Genomic DNA, 19,502 nt, shown 5'->3' with positions numbered 1-19,502 from the left:
CTTTCTTAAAGAGCCCGCTCAAGCTTTACCTCTCCTGAAGGCCGCTTCATTTCGCCACGACCATTAGGTATGCCGAATATCGGGTTGCCATCTTTGCCGAAAGTAAATTGTTGCAGGTAGACCTCTCTGTTGTCCCAGCCCCCTTCCAGTGCAGCCTTAGAATGGTAATAGATCCAGTATTCGCGGTCGTCAGGCGAAGTAGTCATGCTCGCATGGCCAAGGCCATGGACAGTAGGAGTACCCTGAAATACAGGCTTAGCTGATTTGACCCATGAAATTGGGTTTAATGGATCTTTTCCATTTTCCAGGCGAAGCAGACCTAATTTATAATGCTCGCTCCATGAGCCGCGTGTAGAGTAAATGATGAATACATCATCGTTGCGTTTCAAGATCTGCGGGCCTTCCTGTAACACAATGTGGTCGCCCTTTTCCCAATCGCGTTCTGGCCTGGACAATAAAACACGTTTTCCGAGTGTCCAGGGATTTTTCATCTCTGCGATATATAAAATCTGATCTACATCGTGATGATCATGGAGTGTCTCCCAGCCAGACCAGATCGCATATTTTTTACCTTTAAGTTCCAGTACGGTCATGTCAATGGCCCAGCAATTGTCCTTCTTTTGCTGAGGGTCGTCACCGGTGTACAATTTTCCTTTATCGGTATATGGTCCAAATGGACTGTCACTTTCCAGTACTCCAGCTCTTTGCGCATAAAAAGGTGTGCCTTTATGAACAGAGCCCGCATAGTAGATGTACCATTTGCCGTCTATATAATGAATCTCTGGCGCCCAAAGATTGTAGCTGTTCCATTTGTCCTGAGGTGGAGTCCATACAACTTCCTTCTTTTCAAATTTGGTCAGGTATCTGGATTCTGTAACTGCAAATCCGCCTTTTTCATTGAAGATCGTGTAGTATTTGCCGTCGTTTTTTGTGATATATGGATCGGCTCCCTTACGAAGTGGATTTATAAATGTTGCCGATACTTTGTTTTTTTCTGTCTGCTGTGCATTTAATTTCGCAGAAAATGTGGTGGTTAGGAAAATGATCCAAAAGATTTTGTTCATCATAGGATAGCTGGGTTAACTTGTTTGTCTAATTCATCAATCAACAGTGACTTAACCACTGTATAGGCATAGTCTTTGGCCTCTGCAAAGGAAATATCGTATTTCCGTTCTATGTTTTGCATGTGCTCCGGAAAATGAGCCAGTAATTTGTCGTAGTACGAATCCAATACAATTGAACCGGGCATTTCAAAACCAATCCGTAGCTGGAATCTCCTTGTTAATGCAACGTCAATAATCTCCGGATGGTTGGTCGCGCAGATCAGCAAAGCCTCTTTAGGGTAATAATCGATGAGCTGGATAATTGTATTGACCAGTCTCCTCATTTCTCCGACGTCACCGTCCTCATTGTCCCTTTCTTTACCGATCTGGTCAAATTCATCCAGGAAAAGTATAGCTTTTTCTTTACCTGCCTTATCAAAAACCATCTTCACGTTCTGTGAAGTTTCTCCTATCCTGGAGCATACTACATTGCTCAGGTTCAGGATGATGATCTTCTTGTCGAGCGCATTTGCAATCGCCTTTGCAGTAGTAGTTTTACCGCAACCGGAATTACCATACAATAGGATTTTATTGTTTACGGGCAGTCCATATTTATGGAGCTCATTCACATATTTATGTTCCTTGATAAGCTGTTCGATGCCATTCTGATTGTCATTAGTCAGAAAAACATCAGCCAGGGTCACAACTTCTTTATCGTTGATGATCAGATCGTATATATTCATTGATACATGCTGTTAATGTAGCAAAGATAGCAATTGTATAAATTACAAAACCTTTTCTACAAATACAGGAGTTTCAGTAACCTCGATTTTCAGTTTGCCATTTACAGTATTGACCGTTTTAGAACTCATTTCGTCTTTCCCAATTTGCAGTGAATGAATAACCGCTTGTTTTGCCGTACCTAAATTCAGTTCATAGGTTGTTGTTCTTCCGGTCTGGTCAGGCACCATAAGTGCATAAATTTCCTTTTTGTCCAATTTATAGAGGTCAACAAACGGATCGGTACTTATGGTAGTGTCATAATAATAATTTCCAAGCAGTTTTTTGGTCTGACCTACATAATCAGCTGCCGGTCTTTTTGAGAAATCAGCATTTACAAATCCGGAAGAAGAATATTGAATTGAACTGTTGACATCCACATCATCAAGCATATAAAAGATGCATTTTTTGATGCCTTTCCTTGCATATAAAAATGAGGTCCGGAGATTCCAGTCGGCCTGTGTAACCTGTACATTCTTTGAACCGATAGGAATGGCGCGCTGTGGTGTATTAGGGTTTATGTCGTAACCAGTCTCCGTCATCCAAACAGGCATGTTATTCGCATGTTCTTTAGACATCTTCAGGAATTTATCTGCAACATCCCCGATATCTGAAAGTTCAGGTGCAACACCGATAAAGCCGTTGCCCTCATTTGTACTTGCATTATTTGAATAGAAGTGATAATTGATGATATCAAAACACAGGTCTACCGATCCATCAGCTTTGGTTCCCCTGTTCTTTTTACACCAGGCAATCATCTTGATCACAAAATTAGGATCAGGTCTGGATAACCCGCCCATTACGACCATCATATTCGGGTCAGCTGATTTTACACCAACATTTTTACCCAGTTTACCTTTGTTGCCATCATAAAAGGCCGACATATTTGCAGCATATTCTTCAGCAGATTGCTCTGCTTTAGGGCCTTTCCACCACTTATCTCTTTCATTGTCGCACTCGATGTACTTGATTAGTCCCAAGCCTATTTTTATCGCGTTAGGCGTATCACCGGTCCACCTAATCGCGGTAATGACGCTGACCAGCTTTGGGTCCACATTCTTATTTGAACCGTACCTCGCTGCCAATTGGAAAGCAGCTTTGGCCTGTGCTATATAAGAAGCAGGATTAGCTCTGTCGAGACCGTAGGGAGCAGGGACGTTCTCTGCATCACGCTGATTTTCAGGGTAGGTGTCAACCAGCCAGTCAGGGCAGGTCTTCAGATCCAGTAAAACATCCATGCCCTCATCTTTCAATCTCTGGTAGATGACATCAAGCCCCCAGCCACCTGTATGGGCTGGATTGAAAGTATATTTGCCTTCGGTCTGCTCAATCCGTCCCCAATCCAGGTAATGGCGCACTCCGGAAAATGATTTGATCACGGAGAACTTTGCCTCATCTATACGCTCGGGCACGGCAAATTGTGCAAAATTCCATTCAAAAGCATTGATTTCCAAATATTGAGAAAAGCGGGTTTTAGAAGGAGGGATGGTTCCTTCCCGATTTTCTTCAGTTGGAGGTGTTTGGTTTTCAGTTGGTTTTTTGCAGGCACAAAAAACCAACAAGAATAGTAGGGGTAAGGTTGTATATTTCATAAAAAGTGTGGCTCACGGCTACAAAATAAATAAATATTTTCAATTTCCCATTGTAGTTCACTCTTTTTCTATCGTAAACAAATTCTTTTAAATAAGTACCTTTACACCCTCAATCATTAAAAGAACACAGCATTGGAACAACTACTACTTGAAAGAAGCGGAAATAAGTGTGAGTTATGTCAATCGGCAGCAGCGCTGAAAATATATGAAGTACAACCTCAAACTTCTCATCCGGAAGATAATACCATCGTGATCTGCGATAAATGCATTGCTCAGATTGAAAAGACTGAGGAAGCTGACCTGAAACATTTGGGCTTTTTACGAACCAGTATCTGGAGTGCAATTCCCGGTGTACAGGTTGTAACCTGGCGTTTGCTGAACAGGCTGAAAGGTGAAAGCTGGGCTGTTGATAGTTTAGATGCCATGTACCTTGATGAGGAGACACTTGCATGGGCACAGGCTGGCGCAGATGAGGACAATGATGCCGTTGAAGATATCCATAAAGATTGTAACGGAGCGCCGTTACAAGCAGGAGATACAGTAGTCCTGATCAAATCACTGGATGTAAAAGGATCTCAACTGAATGCCAAAATGGGAACTGTAGTAAAGAATATCCGTCTGGTACATAACAATACAGATCAGATAGAAGGAAAAATTGAAGGACAAACTATTGTGATCTTAACTAAATTCGTAAGAAAACAGGGGGCATAACTTTTCAATCCTATTACCTATATTTGAGAATCTCAAATTACTATAATGAAACGCAATCTCTTAATCCTTCTTCTTTTTCTTTTTTCTAATGTGGCTTTTGGCCAGACTGAAATTTTTGCTCTTTACAATGCCGTATTTGAAAATGACGGTTATTGGCAAGATAGCATCATTTACGATTTGAACTGAAAACCACAAATGGTTGTGAGAGGAACAGCTGTTGTGGACAAAACTGGTGGGATAGTGGGATGGACAGACAATGCAGGAATTTTATTTGGATTGGATGGACAGATGAAAGGATTTACCCTTAGATCACCAAAAAGTCCGGTGCTTTATAAAGAAAATATCAACTTTTCCGTTACCATTAGCGACGGCAATATTTTCATTCCTTTAAATTGTTATGATTTTATTCCTTTAGAAAAAAAGGAATTGGCCGCCCGGATATCCAGCGGACCAAAGGCTACACCTATGTACATACCTTCTGCGACTTCTAACGGACAAAGTTCCTCGGTTAGAGCTAATGAAACTTTGTCCAGCCGGGTAATAGCGATAGTTGGGGTAAGAGAAGCCGGCAGTGCCTCTGCATCAAGAAGTTCATTGTCTAATAGTAATTCATTGTCTAGCAGTAGCAGTAATAGTTCATTGTCTAGTAAGATAAGTAGTGTTAACAGCAGTATAGAAAACCGCAGGCGGACTGAGGCAGATCAACAAGAAGCTCAGCGACGTAGTTCTGAATCAAATGGAGCACCCCAGATCTTTTATGCGCCATCGGGAACGCAGCCGTCTAATGAGATTATATTCTCAAACTTAACCAAGAAATTAATATTGGGAGAACGCATTTTCTTATCAGGAGCTCCGATCACGCAAAAAGATAGCATTTCATTAAAATATTTTTCAATGTCAGCCCCTAACGAATTACCCCTGATTACCAAAGTTTATACTTACAATATTGGGTACCAACTTTTCGCTGAAGCTGATAAAGATTATAACAGTTCACTCAAAAATTTTAAAATTGCATTAGAACACTATAGAAAGGGGGGATTTATGGAAGCCATGCAATATGCTGCACAGGCTACAAAAACCAGTACCAACTATGTTAATGCTTACATACTTGCTTCTGCGAGTGCCAAGATGAACCAGTATTACGATCTGGCATTAGATTACCTCAATGCGGTTGATGATCAGGAGTATAAAGGGCAGATAGAAGCACTTTAAGCTGAGATCTATTACTTCAAGGGAGATCAGGAGAAGGCAGACAAACTGCTAAAGAAATCATATAATGATAATGCCAAAGATTGGTCTTATTTTATCAGAAAAAAATATAATATAAGCGAGGATAAATAAACTGTTTTCTAATCCTCTTCTTCCAGATATATTTCGTGAACAAGGAACCTCGCATGTTTCATGGGCTCTAAGAGTTCAAGTATGTCTTCAGAATCAATAGGATAAATGGTTTCTCCTGCATCAGGGATTTCGGAATCGGGTACCAGTTCAAAAAACTTGATGTCCAGATCTGATTCCAGTTCTACCAGTTTAATATATTTTACGCCGTTATCCTTCCAGTCTTTGTGGATTTGCGCATTGAATAAAATGTAAGGATTATCGTTTGCCATATAGCAAAGCTAAGGTATTTTGGATATTGAGGTTAGATTCTTTTTCATTACCGATTAAATCCTGCAGACTGATCTTGTCCAATAGCTGATCCACAGAGAACTGGACCATTTGCCATAAAGAGCGCACAGAGCAATCTATGCTATTGGTACATAATTTAGTTGATCCTGTAAAATCACCACAATACGTTGTGGAGTACAGGGAGCCGCCGAGTGCCTTCATCACCTCATTGATATTGATCTCCGAAGCCGGTTTAGACAATACATAACCTCCCTTGTAACCTGGCGTACTGTTGATATAACCGGCCATCCTTAAAGTACGGGTTAATTTTCCGGCATACGCAGCAGATAAACCTTCTGTCTCACTGATCATTGGAATGCTGACACCTCCTTCATTGCCAAATCTGGCAATGCGCAGTAGTATCCTCAATCCATATTCTTCCTGTGCGGTAATCTTCATCTCTTTGTTTTTAAACCGTTACATCATGCCAAGTTCAAGCCTGGCAGCTTCGCTCATCATATCCCTGTTCCAGCTTGGCTCCCAAACTATTTCTACCGATACCTCATTTACACCACCCAATGCTTTCAATTTGCTCTCCACTTCTGATGGTAGCGATTGTGCTGCCGGACAATTCGGCGCAGTCAGCGTCATGATAATCTCCACATTATTCAGGGGAGGGAAGATGTTGACTTCATAAATCAATCCAAGTTCATAAATGCTCACCGGAATCTCCGGATCGTAAATGGTTTGCAGGGTGTCTATTACCCGCTGTCTCAATACTTCTTTGTCCATCATACAGTATCCTTTCTTGCGCCTATAGCCTGATAGGCCAGTGCATAATTTTTCATCTGTTTGATCATCGCCAGCAAGCCATTAGAGCGTGTTTGTGCAAGGTGAGTCATCATTCCAATCTCTCCTATGAAATCCATTTTTGCAGCCAGTATCTCTTCCGGAGTATGTCCGGAAAGCACTTTGATCAGCATGCTGATCAGGCCTTTTACGATCACGGCATCGCTGTCTGCTTTAAAAACGATAAGTCCGTCAATGTAGTCAGCCCTCAGCCATACTGTAGACTGGCAACCCTTGATCTTGTTCTCATCTATTTTATACTGCTCTTCCAACGGAGCCAGTTTTTTACCAAGGTCTATAATGTATTCGTACTTATCTTCCCAGCTGTCAAACAGCGCAAAGTCTTCGATAATCTCTTTCTCTATTTCCAGTATCGGCTTACTATTCATTAGGTTAACATTTTTATAGTCTTATGAAGCGCTGCAATCAGCACGTCAATCTCCGTTTTCTCATTATATAACGCAAAAGAGGCTCTTACCGTTCCTGGAATCCCAAAACGCTTCATCAGCGGTTGCGTACAATGATGTCCAGTACGTACCGCAATCCCCATATTATCCAGCAATACACCTATATCCTGCGGATGAATCCCTTCAACCACAAAAGACACCAGACTCACCTTTTGAGCAGCTTCGCCGATGATCTTCAGTCCAGGAATCGCCTTCAATTCAGCAGTAGCATAAGCCAGCAGCTCATCCTCATGCGCTCTGATCTGCGCCTTGCCAATGCCGCTAATAAAATCCAACGCCGCCTTCAAAGCAATCGTATCCGCAATATTCGGCGTGCCTGCCTCATATTTATAAGGAAGATCAGCATAAGTAGTACCCTCAAAACTCACCTCTTTGATCATCTCTCCTCCACCCTGAAACACCGGCATACTTTCCAGCAATTCCCGCTTTCCGTACAAAGCTCCCACACCTGTAGGGCCATATACCTTATGTCCCGAAAAAGCGAAGAAATCACAATCCATATCTTGAACATCAATATCCAGATGCACCGCAGATTGCGCGCCATCAACCAATACCTTAGCACCAGCACGATGAGCGGCATCGATAATCTCTTTCACGGGATTTACTGTGCCCAATGCATTGGATACCTGTACTATAGAAACTAATTTAGTACGCTCAGAAAGCAACTCATGAAAGGCAGACATCGACAGCGAGCCGTCATCCTCCACAGGAACCACCTTCAGCAAGGCACCCTTTTCCGCACATAAAATCTGCCAGGGCACGATATTGGAATGGTGCTCCATACCAGAAATCAGGATTTCATCTCCTTCAGAAATATGTTTTCTGCCCCACGTATAAGCCACCAGGTTGATCGCTTCAGTAGTGCCGCGAGTGAAGATAATCTCCTCACGCTCAGCAGCACCCACAAAATCACGAACCGCATCACGCGTGGCCTCGTAAGCCATAGTCGCTTCCTCAGCCAGCGTATGTATCCCCCTGTGGATGTTAGCGTTATAATAAGAATAATAATGACTAAGCGCATCTATGACCACCTGCGGTTTCTGAGAAGTAGCCGCATTGTCGAAATAAACCAAGGGCTTACCCTTCACTTCCCTTGACAGTATCGGGAACTGCTGCCTGAGCGCCAACCAGTCGCTCAATGTCCGCGATGTATTCAACGATAACGAATCTGCTCCTTCCATAATAATTACCCTACTGATAAATGTTCCAAAATCAACCGCTCCACATAAGCACGAACGGTCATCGGTTTAATCTGTGCCACTATATCTGCAGCATATGCCTGTAACAGCAATACTTCTGCTTTTTCCCGCGGAATGCCCCTTGCACGCAAATAAAACAATGCTTCTTCATCAAGCTGACCAACGGTACAACCATGCGAACACTTCACATCATCTGCAAAAATCTCCAGTTGAGGTTTTGCATTGATGGTCGCATTATCTGACAACAATATGTTTTTGTTAGACTGATACGCATTGGTTTTCTGAGCATCAGGCTGAACCATGATCCTGCCATTAAATACGCCAGTCGAAGAGTCGTCTGCAATGCCCTTGTACAGTTGATTACTGAAACACCCAGGCTGTTTATTATCTATTAAAGTATGATTGTCTACATGCGTTTTTCCCTTCAGCAAGTACAAACCATACATATGCGCTTCATTATTTGCCGCGTCCAATACTAGGTTCATATTGTTACGGACAATCCCGCCACCCAGACTGATCACTACAGTGTGCACATAACTGCGACCAATCTGGCTGATGTGTGTCGTATTCACCTGACTCGCATGCGCCACATCATTCTGCAATTTATAGTACTCTACATACGCGTCTTGCGCCACTATGATCTCCAGCACCTCATTGCAGAAGCTGTCAGAAGTACCCAAAGTCGCATAAGTTTCGGTCAACTGTAAACGACTGCGCTCATCTGCATAGATCAGGTTGCGTGGCTGAGCCATTACCGGAGCTTGTCTGCCATCCAGTACATGATACATATAGATCGGATGCTGCGGCTTCAGGCCTTTAGGCACATAAATAAACATGCCCTCCTGCATATACTCGCCATTCAGCGCATGTACCCCATCTTTTATATAATCAGCGCTCTTGTTTAGGTGACTGCTTACTAAATCACGAAAAAAACCATTCATTGCCTCTTTTAAAGGCAGGATCACCAATTCATTTTCCGAAGAAAGCACCTGAGAGAGGGCGGGAGCATACCTCCCGTTTACAAACACCAGTTCATTTGCCTTATGATGTCCCGGCATGCGGAAAGCATTCAAATCCTCAGCACTAACCTCAGACGGCGCCGTCACATAAGCTTTTTCCAGCACGCTACTGATGTTGGTATACTTCCACTCTTCCTTAAAATTCGTCAAATCCATACTCATCGTGCTTATTGTAAACCACTTAATGCAGCCAGATCTATTTGTTCGGTGATGAAGTCGTACCCTTTTTCTTCCAGTTCCAGTGCAAGCTCCTTGGTGCCCGATTTTACGATCCTGCCTTTGTACAATACGTGCACAAAATCAGGCTGTATATAATCCAGCAAACGCTGATAGTGGGTGATGACTAAAAACGCCCGGTCTGGCCGTCTCAGCTCATTGATTCCGTTTGCCACGATGCGCAGCGCATCAATGTCAAGTCCAGAATCTGTCTCATCCAGTATCGCCAATTTAGGTTCCAGCATGGCCATCTGAAACACCTCATTGCGCTTCTTTTCGCCACCAGAAAACCCTTCATTGATCGAGCGGCTGAGCAGAGATTGGTCTATCTCTACCATCGCCATCTTTTCTTTCATCAGTTTCAGGAACGAAACCGCATCCAATGGTTCCTCTCCGTTGTATTTACGCTTTTCATTTACTGCAGCCTTAACGAAATTGGTGGTGCTTACTCCGGGTATTTCCACCGGATATTGGAAGGCCAGAAACAAACCCTCACGTGCGCGGTCTTCCGGCGCCAGGTCGAGTAAATCCTTGCCCAAAAACGCTACCGATCCTTCGGTTACTTCGTATTCTTCACGGCCTGCCAGTACAGACGAAAGCGTACTTTTGCCTGATCCATTTGGCCCCATAATGGCATGTACTTCACCGGCTTTTATCTCCAGGTTGATGCCCCTAAGGATTTCTTTGTCTTCTACTCTTGCGTGTATATTTTTTATTGATAACATGTGCTTATAAATTATTTATCCTACACTACCTTCCATACTGATGGCCAGTAGTTTCTGTGCTTCTATGGCAAATTCCATAGGCAATTGGTTCATTACTTCTTTTGCGAATCCATTCACAATCAGCGCCACTGCCGCTTCTGGATCTATACCGCGCTGGCGACAATAAAATAACTGGTCCTCACCGATTTTGGAGGTGGTAGCTTCATGCTCTATGATGGCAGTTTTGTTTTTCACCTCTATATAGGGAAATGTATGCGCCCCGCATTTATCGCCCAGCAATAACGAATCGCATTGCGAATAATTACGCGCATTAACAGCCTGCTTACTGGCCCTTACCAGTCCACGGTAGCTATTCTGACTATGTCCGGCCGATATCCCTTTAGCTACAATCCTGCTCCTGGTATTTTTCCCCAGGTGAATCATTTTCGTGCCCGTATCTGCCTGCTGATAATTATTGGTGAAAGCCACAGAGTAAAATTCTCCAATCGAATGATCACCTTTAAGGATCACACTCGGATACTTCCAGGTAATCGCTGAGCCTGTTTCCACCTGTGTCCAGGAGATTTTTGAATGGTTGCCCTTACAAATCCCACGCTTGGTCACGAAATTATAAATGCCGCCTTTTCCCTCTTTATCGCCTGGGTACCAGTTCTGTACCGTAGAGTATTTAATCTCTGACTTTTCCATCGCCACCAGTTCCACTACGGCAGCGTGCAACTGGTTCTCATCGCGCATAGGTGCGGTACAACCCTCCAGGTAACTCACATAACTCTCATCCTCAGCTATAATCAGTGTACGCTCAAATTGACCTGTGTTTTCTGTGTTGATGCGGAAGTAAGTCGACAATTCCATCGGGCATCTTACCCCTTTAGGGATATAACAAAACGATCCGTCGGTAAACACCGCGGAATTTAACGCAGAAAAGTAATTGTCGGTCATGGGCACTACCGATCCCATGTATTTTTTCACCAGTTCAGGGTGCAGTTGTATCGCTTCGCTAATGGAACAAAAGATCACGCCGATTTCCGACAACTGTTCTTTGAAGGAGGTGGCGACTGAAACGCTGTCCATCACCACATCTACAGCCACGCCGGTGAGGCGCTTTTGCTCGGAGAGCGATATGCCCAGTTTTTCAAACGTGCTTAGCAATTCAGGATCTACTTCATCCAGGCTGTTCAACTGTTTTTTAGGCTTTGGAGCAGCGTAGTATATGATGTCCTGGTAATTGATTTTTGGATAATGGAGGTTGGCCCATTCAGGTTCTTCCAGTTTCAGCCAGTATTGGTAAGCTTTCAGCCTCCACTCCAGCATCCATTCCGGTTCGTTTTTTTTGCTGGAAATCAAGCGGATCACGTCCTCACTTAATCCTTTAGGAATAGCATCTGTATCTATATCTGTGACAAAACCGTACTTGTATTCGGAAGGTGTGGTCAGGTCCAGTGTATCTTGGTTTTCTTTCATGATGTGTTGATTTTTGAAAGATTTAGAATCTATTACAAAGATAACTTGTTGAGTTTGTTTATACAAAAAAGTATAAACAGACAAATGTCAAGATTGTGGTGTTTTGAATGTTCTTTTAAAGCGGTCGTTATTACAAATGACAGCTTGTTTTAATCGTTATGCTGAACCGGTCGTCATACTGACTCGGTCGTTATGCTAAATCACTCATTATGCTAAATCGGTCGTCATGCTGAATTTATTTCAGCATGGGTATACAGAAATCGGAACCTTTTGGAGGTTTTTACAAGAAAACGGGCCCAATTATAGGTAGAAGGGGTAGGGGAATGAATATCATTACCGGTTTGCATTATAAAAGTAACAAGCCCAGCACCTCCGGACAGTTGGAGGTTCAGGATAGGTTCACGTTGCTCAACCGGTTTTTAGCAGAGATTAAAGTCTGGTAAAACTGGGTTTTAAGAAATATACGAAGAACAATAGCCCTGTAAATGCTGCTTTTAGCTAGAATTATCCCAGCGCCTTTGTTAAGGTAGGAGAATTATATAAACTGAATTATCCTGCTCTGGTGTATAGCCGCGGACATGTATCACCACCTTCTTCAGTAGTAATGCAAGTGAATGGCAATGACCTGGAGCTCAGTTGGGCTGCACAACAGGAGTCGATGTATTGCAGGAATACGGATCTGGCTACGGTGCTGGTTTATAACGCTGATAAGGGCAAAGCAACGGGTTCTGTGTTTGAGACGAGCTGGGGCGAACTGGGCTGTGTGATTGCAATTCCTGCAGGTTTCCTGGGAGATGACTTGCACTGTTACATGAGTTTTTCTTCAGCCGATGGGAAGTTGGTAGGAGATAGCAGGTATTTGGTGATTTTCAGATGAGTTTTATGAAAAAAGTCCGGCGCTGGGGGCCGGACTTTGGGTAGTTTTTAGTTTTATTTCTAAGAAAATGCAGCTTATATACTCTTAGGTGTATACACTTTAATCATTCCATCGTTTTCGCTGCTGACAACAAGTAGACTCTTCTTGGTAGGACTGTTTTTTGCAGGAATGAAAAGTACACCTTCAGGAGCATCACCACATTTGAACAGTTGAAGAAACACCGGGGCAGTTGGCGAAGTTACGTCATAGACCGCTACGGCATCTACACGTTCCATACCTACAAAAGCTACTTTTTTGTGCCCTACTGTACCAATAGTAATACCTTCTGGTTCTACGCTTTTATCATCGCTTCTGCCATCGTCATAAACGCCGGCTTCGTTGACTTTTATATCAAGTTCGTTTTTGCTATCGTACACCTGTGCCCCCGTGTTGCCGTTCCATACACTGAATGAACGTGAACCAAGAGAATATAACGCATCAAATATACCATCGCCATTGGCATCGCCTAACGTTGTAGTGATGTTTAAGCGGCCCAGTTGACCGTCCTTTTTCAGGTCCGTAGCGTTAGGGAATACAGCAGGATCGAGCGTGATGGTTTTGTCTTTCACTCGCTTCATTTCTACAAAAGCATCATATTCTCTTGCATCACCTTCATTGGCTGTGAAAAGGTATGGCGTGCCGTTAGATTCAAGAACAGCAATTGCGTCTGGCATATAGATGCCCTTTACAGACCATTTAGCAGCTAGGTATGTCTTGTCGTCGTCTGATGGATCAATCTCATTGCCGGCAAGGCTATAATCTTTAAAGCCTAAAGGAAATATGTTAGTAATGGTTTTGCCGGCGATATCTATTTTGGCAATACCGTTGTTTTCCTGAAGCGTTACCCAGGCAGTTTTAGAATCGGCAGAGATGGTGATGTATTCTGGCTCTATGTCTTTCACGAAGTTTAGTCCCGGACCGAAAATACGGAAGCCTTTTTGCATCAAAGCAGCTTGCTGTCCAGCCATAGATGAAAAATCAATGGTGGTAACTGCATAATTATTATTCACATCTATAATAGAAACGGTTCCTGAAGGGTCGTTGGTGTAATCGGCACTTGGCTCACCTTCATTGGCAGCCATGATGTACTTTCCATCTGGAGAGAACGTGACCATGTCTGGCAATGCACCTACGGTGATCTCAGCAATTTTGCTGTAGTCGCTGGTTTTAAAAACGACTACTTTTCCGTTAGCTTGTTTGTTGTTCAATTGGATTGCAGCGGCCAATTTGCCATCGTGTACAGAAACACTGTTTACTGCACCTCCATAAGGAGTCATGCTGATTGATCCTATGATAGCCATGGCTGCAGGATTTTTAAAATCGATTACTTGAATGACGTTGACCTGATTGTTCATACCTTCATTTTCATTTTTAACAACGAATAATCTGTTGGTGATCGGATCGAAAGCTGAGATTTCAGCTGCACCTATTTCTCCAACATCATAAGATCCGATCTCACTGAATGTTGCGGCATCTTCATTTACAAAAAACTCCGGTTCGGTTTCCTTCGGAGTGTCTTTTTTACAGCTGTATAAGCTGGTCAGTAATAAACTAAATAGTAGAATTCTTTTCATAACTTATTTTGTAAGTCACGAAAGTATTTGCGCTAAATTAGGCGTAGATGACGTAAACGTTATGTTATTGTTAGCGCAGGTTATGATATTGTTAAGCCCTGGCTGCTTAGCCAACAAGCTGTTTATTTTGTCTGCAGCTCATTTATCTTTTCTGTAGGGTTCATGATGTAAGTAAGCATGGAATTGTCTTTTAAAAGCTCTACCACGCGGAATCCTTTGTATTTGGTACCCCAGTTGCCGCCAATATGTGAGTCAAACAGATAAGGGATATCGTTAAGCATTCTCACCCCGTCCTGGTCATGCTCATGGCCATGGAAAACTGCTTTCACCTTAGGATATTTCTTCAATAATTCTGCGAATGCAGGGGTATCTATCGCATTTGGTGTCCATTTGGTCTGTGGAATGTGAATGAAGATAAAGGTATTGTCGAGCTTTTTATACTTACTCAACTTGCTATCCAGCCATTTCAGGTCGGGCGACAGATACTCACCTTTTTCATTAGAAGTATCTCCAAGTAATACTGCGTTCTTTTTGACTACTACATCGTGGTTGATGGGCATTTTCCATACCCCCTGCCATTCTTCTGGGGTCACCATGTCGTGGTTTCCGCGGGTTACGTAGTAGGGCATAGCCAGCAGGTCTACTTTTTGTTTCACCATAGGCATCAGATGCTTTTCATTGTGAATGAGATCTCCGTTGAGTACACAGAAATCCAGAGGGGAGTTTTTATGAAAAGCGTTGATCTGATCGGTAATGGTTTGGAAAGCTTTATCGAACTCAGTGCCCTTTTGACCGTAATGACTATCGGAAGCTACTGCAAATCTCAATTTAACATTACGCTGTAGTTGCTCCGTTTCTGCGGCAGATAAGAACTTGAAACCTCCGCTAATGAACAGGACAGAGGCAAATGATGCTTTTTTTATAAATTCCCTTCTTGATGAACTCATGGTCTTTAGGATTGCTGGTCAATATTATAATACCAAGATAATTAAATCTTTAACAGGATATTATATTATTAAAGCAATAGTGAATTTTGTCTTGTTATTTTATACTTTTATGAATCGGGAGTGTTTGTATTCCTGTGTCTGAAGAACCTTAATAACCAAATTTGACCATGAAATTGAAACGCACTCTGAGTCGTAACCTGCTTATAGCCTTTGCTTTGATATCTGCTATGGGTATCCTGGCCTTTACATCAAAAGGAGAAGATCCGATAGAAAAAATTGTTGCTGCACTACAGCGGTGGACTGACAACAGTCCGGTTGAGAAAGTTTACCTGCATACTGATAAGCCCAATTATGTAGTTGGGGATACCATTTGGTTTAAAGCTTATGTAACTACGGGCGCTCACCAGCTTTCAGCTTTGAGTGGTGCTGTATACGTTGATTTGATTACTGAATCAGATTCATTAGCCCAATCGATTAAGCTGCCTGTTACAGCCGGTATGGCGATGGGAGAATTTGTGTTGCCAGATAGCAGTATGCGTGAGGGTAATTACCGCATCAGAGCCTACACGCAATGGATGAGAAACGCTGGTCCGGAGTATTTTTATGATAAGATTTTCACAGTAGGTAATTCTGTGGTGACGGCTGTGAACAGTAGGATAGATTTTGAATATAGTGGTAAAGGGAAAGAAACTGTTGTGACTGCAGTTTTGGGGTATGATGATGAGAACGGAAAACCTTATGTTGGGAAGTCAGTTAAGTATTCGGTTTTGAATAAAGGAAAGGTGCTGAATGAGGGGAAAGGAACAACAGACGCCAAGGGGGAGTTGAGGGTTATTATGCGCAATGATAAAAATGAGGAACTGAGAAATGCCCATGTAAATACCACGATAGAGTTGGACAAAAAGGAGACGGTTGTGAAGACCTTTCCTGTAAAGATAGCATCGATAAATACTGATGTACAGTTTTTTCCGGAGGGAGGTGAGCTGGTTAATGGGGTAAGGTCCAAGGTTGGCTTTAAGGCCACAGGGACAAATGGACTTGGCGTTCCTGTAAAGGGAATTATTTTAGATGAAAAAAACGCACAGATTTCTGAGTTTGAAACTGAACATGCTGGGATGGGTTTTTTCTTGCTCGCACCCGAAACGGGAAAAAGTTATAAAGCTAAAGTTACTTATCCGGACGGGACGGAAAATCTGATTACCTTGCCTGTAGCAAAGGACGCCGGTTATGTGCTTTCGGTTTACAATAATCCGGATACGATCCTGGTCAGGATTAGTGCACACCCATCCATGTATAAAAATGGAGAACAGCATTTTAGTTTAGTGGTACAGTCGGGCGGAGTTGTTATGTTTGCTTCAGATCTGGCAATCAGCCGGGCCACTACTTCAGTGCGGATTCCTGCAAAAGAGATCATTACCGGTATAGCGCAATTTACGCTATTTTCTCCTGCTAACATGCCACTCAATGAAAGGATTGCTTTCATACAGAACGATGATCAGGCAAAGCTGAAATTGAACTCGGCTAAAAAAGTCTATGCGAAGCGTGAGAAAATAGAGATAGATGTGGATGCTGCAGATAGCGAAGGTAAGCCCATCGTAGGTAATTACTCTGCTGCGGTCATCAATGAAGATGTCGTGCCTGTAGATGAGGTTAAGGAGCAAACCATCATGTCACACCTGCTGTTGAGTTCAGACATCAACGGTTATATTGAAAACCCCAATTATTATTTTTTTAACCCTTCGGAAGAGACTAAGGCCAGACTGGATTTGTTGATGCTTACTCAGGGTTACCGAAGGTTCCTTTGGAAAGATCTGCTGACAAATAAGCCGATTACTCCTGAATTTAAAAAAGAGGGACTCATCACTGAAGTAACAGGCAGGTTGATGACTTTGGCCAATAAGCCTTTGGCTGGTGGAAAGGTAAAGCTCTTTAATGTAAAGCTGGGGCTGATGATGGATACGGTTACTGATGCAAATGGAAGGTTTAAGTTTAGTAATCTGCTGGTGACTACAGGAGTGGCGCTGACCTTGCAGGGCAGGACTGCTACTGATGGAAAGAAGGTGGAGGTACTGGTAGACCGGGTAGCCGGACAGTCTCTGACGCCCGGTTTTAATATAGGTGACCTGAACGTGAACATCAGTAAAAGTCTGGCTTCGGTACTGGAGAATAACAGGAAGCAGGACAAGGAGCTGGAAAGGTTTGGCAGGTTGAGTCGTGTTCAGGAGCTTAGGGAAGTGGTAATCCGTTCTAAAAAGAAGGTAGCGCCATCTTATGGGCTGGATGTGCCTGAAGGGCATTCCGACCAGACGGTTAAATTTGATAAACCTGAAAATTGTCCGACTTTGCTGGACTGTATGAGAAACAACATTGCTAATGTGAGCTTCAGGATGGACAATTCCAATGACTGCGGACCGGTAAATGTGCCTTATAGCAGGGGAGAGCGGATGCGCATTGTGGTAAATGGCAGATTGATCAGCGACTGCGAGTTTCAGGATGTTCTGGAAATGAACAGTGATCTTGTGGAACGCATAGAGGTGGTGCGAACAAACCAGGCTTTGATCTCGAGGATCGGGGGAACTGCCATTATAATCATCACGAAAACCAGGGGTACAAGGAGCGTTTACAATCCATCGGTAGTCAGTTTTCAGCCGAGTGGATTCAGCAATGCAAAGCAGTTTTATGTGCCTAAATACGATGCTGCAGATGTTAATCCTGTTACTGATCTGCGCACTACGGTTTACTGGAATCCTTCAATCATCACTGACGCCAACGGAAAAGCAAAGCTCAGTTTTTACAACAGTGATGGTGCCGGTCATTACCGTGTGGTTGTAGAAGGCATTGATGCATCAGGATTGCTGGGCCGTCAGGTTTATCAGTACCAGGTTAAATAATTTCTATGCCGGCATCTTTGTAATGCTGGAGATCGCTGCGGTCGGGATCAATATCGGTAATGATGGTATTGATCTCGTTGGCGGCACAGATGTAATAGTTTTCTGCGGTGTTTAGTTTTTCAAATGTAGAGAGGGCAATGATTTGCTTAGAGGTCTCTACCATTGTTTTTTTGATCTGACTGTCTTCGTAATTTAACCCCGTTACACCCAGATTGAGGTCTATGCTGCAGATCCCCAGAAAGCAGATGTCGGCACGTACGTTTTTTATGGTCTGTATGGCTTCATATCCCATGGTAGAGAAGGAGGACTTGTTCAGTCGGCCGCCTACAAATATCACTTCTGCGTTGGGATGATCCTCAAGGACATTTGCTACAGGAAAACTATTGGTGATTACCGTAATTTTAAGTTCTTTGGGTAGTTTGGTGGCTACTGCAAGCGCTGAAGTTCCTGCATCAAAAATGATAACCAGACCATTCTTGATGAACTTAAGCGCTTTTTCTGCGATGATTTCTTTATGACCTACATCATAGTGCTCACGCTCGCGGTAATGCAGGGGGATGGGAGAGTGTAATATTGCGCCGCCCCTTACCGCTTTGAGCAATCCCTCATCAGATAGTTCTTTAATGTCGCGTCTTACGGTGTCTTCCGACACGTTCAATAGTTTGCTGAGGTCGCCCAGTAATACCTTGCCTTCTTTGCCAATGTGATCAATGATCTGCTGCTTTCTCTCTTCTTTAATCATAATATATTTGCAATATTATGCAATAATAGAAAATATAATTTGCAATATGTTGCAGTATTTATGTATTTTTGTTGCATATTATTTCACGGATGTATAAAGTTATTACATTTTGTGGGGTTTTAAACAAGATTAAAAGATAGATTAAAATGAAGAAAACAATAGCAATAGACATGGATGGGGTACTTGCAGATATAGAGACCCATTTCATCGACTGGTATGAAAGAGATTATGGGGTAAAAGTGAACCGTGAGGATATGCTCGGTGTATTGGAACCGGATGGCTTTCCAGATAAAACGGCAGTGAAAAGATTTGTGTATACCCCGGGGTTTTTCAGGACAATACCGGTAATGCCCGGAGCGGTAGAGGCGGTAAAGAAATTGATGGAGACTTACGAGGTCTATGTAGTGTCGGCGGCGATGGAATTTCCTCAGTGTTTATCAGAGAAACAGGAATGGTTGCAGGAGCATTTCCCTTTCATCAGCTGGAGAAACATCGTTTTTTGTGGGGATAAGAGCATCATCGGTACAGATTACATGATAGATGACCATTGCAAAAACCTGGATTTTTGTAGAGGGAAAGCGATTATGTTTACAGCAGCACATAATGTTTACCAGAATCATCATCAAAGGGTAGACAACTGGAATGATGTATTGGCATTTTTGACTGCAGAAGAAGTACCTGCGTAAATTAATTGCGCAAACGTTTTCGATAATAAATGCCCGTAGTACTGCTTCTTATATGATGTACATGATATATATTTAG

20 protein-coding genes are annotated in these 19,502 nt (G+C 42.9%); 6 read left to right on the top strand and 14 right to left on the bottom strand.

The annotated features are described in order from the left end of the window. Positions 1-5: 5 nt before the first annotated feature. The 3 genes from FA047_RS12665 to FA047_RS12655 are packed head-to-tail and all read right to left on the bottom strand — an operon-like array spanning position 6 to position 3,415. Complete coding sequence (locus FA047_RS12665; RefSeq protein ID WP_136836431.1) at positions 6-1,067, bottom strand: glycoside hydrolase family 43 protein; 1,062 nt, start codon at positions 1,065-1,067, stop codon at positions 6-8. Beyond that, positions 1,064-1,786, bottom strand: a complete 723-nt coding sequence (locus FA047_RS12660; protein ID WP_136836430.1) for an AAA family ATPase — start codon at positions 1,784-1,786, stop codon at positions 1,064-1,066. Before FA047_RS12660 ends, FA047_RS12665 begins: the two co-directional genes overlap by 4 nt. Positions 1,787-1,828: 42 nt before the next feature. Next, the gene (locus FA047_RS12655; protein WP_136836429.1) at positions 1,829-3,415 is read right to left on the bottom strand and encodes a beta-galactosidase; all 1,587 of its coding nucleotides are present in this window, start codon (positions 3,413-3,415) and stop codon (positions 1,829-1,831) included. Between the two features lie 132 nt (positions 3,416-3,547). On the opposite strand from FA047_RS12655, the gene FA047_RS12650 reads away from it, so the two are divergent. Continuing rightward, entirely contained in the window at positions 3,548-4,126 is a 579-nt protein-coding gene (locus FA047_RS12650) for a PhnA domain-containing protein (RefSeq protein WP_136836428.1), read from the top strand. A 201-nt stretch (positions 4,127-4,327) separates the two neighbouring features. Next, the gene (locus FA047_RS12645) at positions 4,328-5,338 is read left to right on the top strand and encodes a hypothetical protein (RefSeq protein ID WP_169304398.1); all 1,011 of its coding nucleotides are present in this window, start codon (positions 4,328-4,330) and stop codon (positions 5,336-5,338) included. A gap of 137 nt (positions 5,339-5,475) precedes the next feature. Here FA047_RS12645 and FA047_RS12640 read toward each other — a convergent pair whose 3' ends face one another. Genes FA047_RS12640 through sufB form a run of 8 tightly spaced genes read right to left on the bottom strand, consistent with a single transcriptional unit; the run spans position 5,476 to position 11,670 of the window. Then, positions 5,476-5,736, bottom strand: a complete 261-nt coding sequence (locus FA047_RS12640; RefSeq protein WP_136836426.1) for a hypothetical protein — start codon at positions 5,734-5,736, stop codon at positions 5,476-5,478. Further along, positions 5,723-6,193, bottom strand: coding sequence for an RrF2 family transcriptional regulator (locus FA047_RS12635; RefSeq protein ID WP_136836425.1), 471 nt, complete (start codon positions 6,191-6,193; stop codon positions 5,723-5,725). Before FA047_RS12635 ends, FA047_RS12640 begins: the two co-directional genes overlap by 14 nt. An 18-nt stretch (positions 6,194-6,211) precedes the next feature. Continuing rightward, entirely contained in the window at positions 6,212-6,529 is a 318-nt protein-coding gene (locus FA047_RS12630) for a DUF59 domain-containing protein (RefSeq protein WP_205943305.1), read from the bottom strand. Beyond that, complete coding sequence (locus tag FA047_RS12625) at positions 6,526-6,972, bottom strand: SufE family protein (protein WP_136836424.1); 447 nt, start codon at positions 6,970-6,972, stop codon at positions 6,526-6,528. Before FA047_RS12625 ends, FA047_RS12630 begins: the two co-directional genes overlap by 4 nt. Continuing rightward, complete coding sequence (locus FA047_RS12620; protein ID WP_136836423.1) at positions 6,972-8,231, bottom strand: cysteine desulfurase; 1,260 nt, start codon at positions 8,229-8,231, stop codon at positions 6,972-6,974. Before FA047_RS12620 ends, FA047_RS12625 begins: the two co-directional genes overlap by 1 nt. A 5-nt stretch (positions 8,232-8,236) precedes the next feature. Then, a complete protein-coding gene (gene sufD, locus FA047_RS12615; RefSeq protein ID WP_225872718.1) occupies positions 8,237-9,424 on the bottom strand; it encodes a Fe-S cluster assembly protein SufD in 1,188 nt (395 codons plus the stop codon). A gap of 11 nt (positions 9,425-9,435) precedes the next feature. Beyond that, entirely contained in the window at positions 9,436-10,209 is a 774-nt protein-coding gene (gene sufC / locus FA047_RS12610; protein ID WP_136836421.1) for a Fe-S cluster assembly ATPase SufC, read from the bottom strand. Positions 10,210-10,224: 15 nt separating this feature from the next. Next, positions 10,225-11,670, bottom strand: coding sequence for a Fe-S cluster assembly protein SufB (gene sufB / locus FA047_RS12605; protein WP_136836420.1), 1,446 nt, complete (start codon positions 11,668-11,670; stop codon positions 10,225-10,227). Between the two features lie 245 nt (positions 11,671-11,915). Between sufB and FA047_RS12600 the strand changes: the two genes are divergently transcribed. Next, a complete protein-coding gene (locus FA047_RS12600; protein ID WP_136836419.1) occupies positions 11,916-12,113 on the top strand; it encodes a hypothetical protein in 198 nt (65 codons plus the stop codon). Between the two features lie 101 nt (positions 12,114-12,214). Continuing rightward, positions 12,215-12,547, top strand: a complete 333-nt coding sequence (locus FA047_RS12595; protein WP_225872735.1) for a DUF6266 family protein — start codon at positions 12,215-12,217, stop codon at positions 12,545-12,547. A 74-nt stretch (positions 12,548-12,621) separates the two neighbouring features. Here FA047_RS12595 and FA047_RS12590 read toward each other — a convergent pair whose 3' ends face one another. Then, positions 12,622-14,160 (bottom strand): choice-of-anchor I family protein, encoded by a 1,539-nt coding sequence (locus FA047_RS12590; protein WP_136836417.1) that lies wholly within the window; start codon positions 14,158-14,160, stop codon positions 12,622-12,624. Positions 14,161-14,282: 122 nt separating this feature from the next. Then, positions 14,283-15,107, bottom strand: a complete 825-nt coding sequence (locus FA047_RS12585; protein ID WP_136836416.1) for a metallophosphoesterase family protein — start codon at positions 15,105-15,107, stop codon at positions 14,283-14,285. Between the two features lie 167 nt (positions 15,108-15,274). Between FA047_RS12585 and FA047_RS12580 the strand changes: the two genes are divergently transcribed. Beyond that, complete coding sequence (locus tag FA047_RS12580; protein WP_136836415.1) at positions 15,275-17,998, top strand: carboxypeptidase-like regulatory domain-containing protein; 2,724 nt, start codon at positions 15,275-15,277, stop codon at positions 17,996-17,998. Here the strand turns inward: FA047_RS12580 and FA047_RS12575 are convergent. Further along, on the bottom strand, positions 17,991-18,740 hold the full coding sequence (locus FA047_RS12575) for a DeoR/GlpR family DNA-binding transcription regulator (RefSeq protein WP_136836414.1): 750 nt from the start codon (positions 18,738-18,740) through the stop codon (positions 17,991-17,993). The two genes, FA047_RS12580 and FA047_RS12575, sit on opposite strands and share 8 nt — an antisense overlap. A gap of 146 nt (positions 18,741-18,886) precedes the next feature. Between FA047_RS12575 and FA047_RS12570 the strand changes: the two genes are divergently transcribed. Next, positions 18,887-19,426 (top strand): 5' nucleotidase, NT5C type, encoded by a 540-nt coding sequence (locus tag FA047_RS12570; protein ID WP_136836413.1) that lies wholly within the window; start codon positions 18,887-18,889, stop codon positions 19,424-19,426. The last annotated feature ends 76 nt before the right edge of the window (positions 19,427-19,502 follow it).

Origin of the sequence: Pedobacter frigoris (assembly GCF_005116445.1) — a bacterium.
Taxonomy (GTDB): Bacteria; Bacteroidota; Bacteroidia; order Sphingobacteriales; family Sphingobacteriaceae; genus Pedobacter; species Pedobacter frigoris.
Note: the sequence above shows the minus strand (reverse complement) of the source record. Positions and strands in the feature narration are given on the sequence as shown.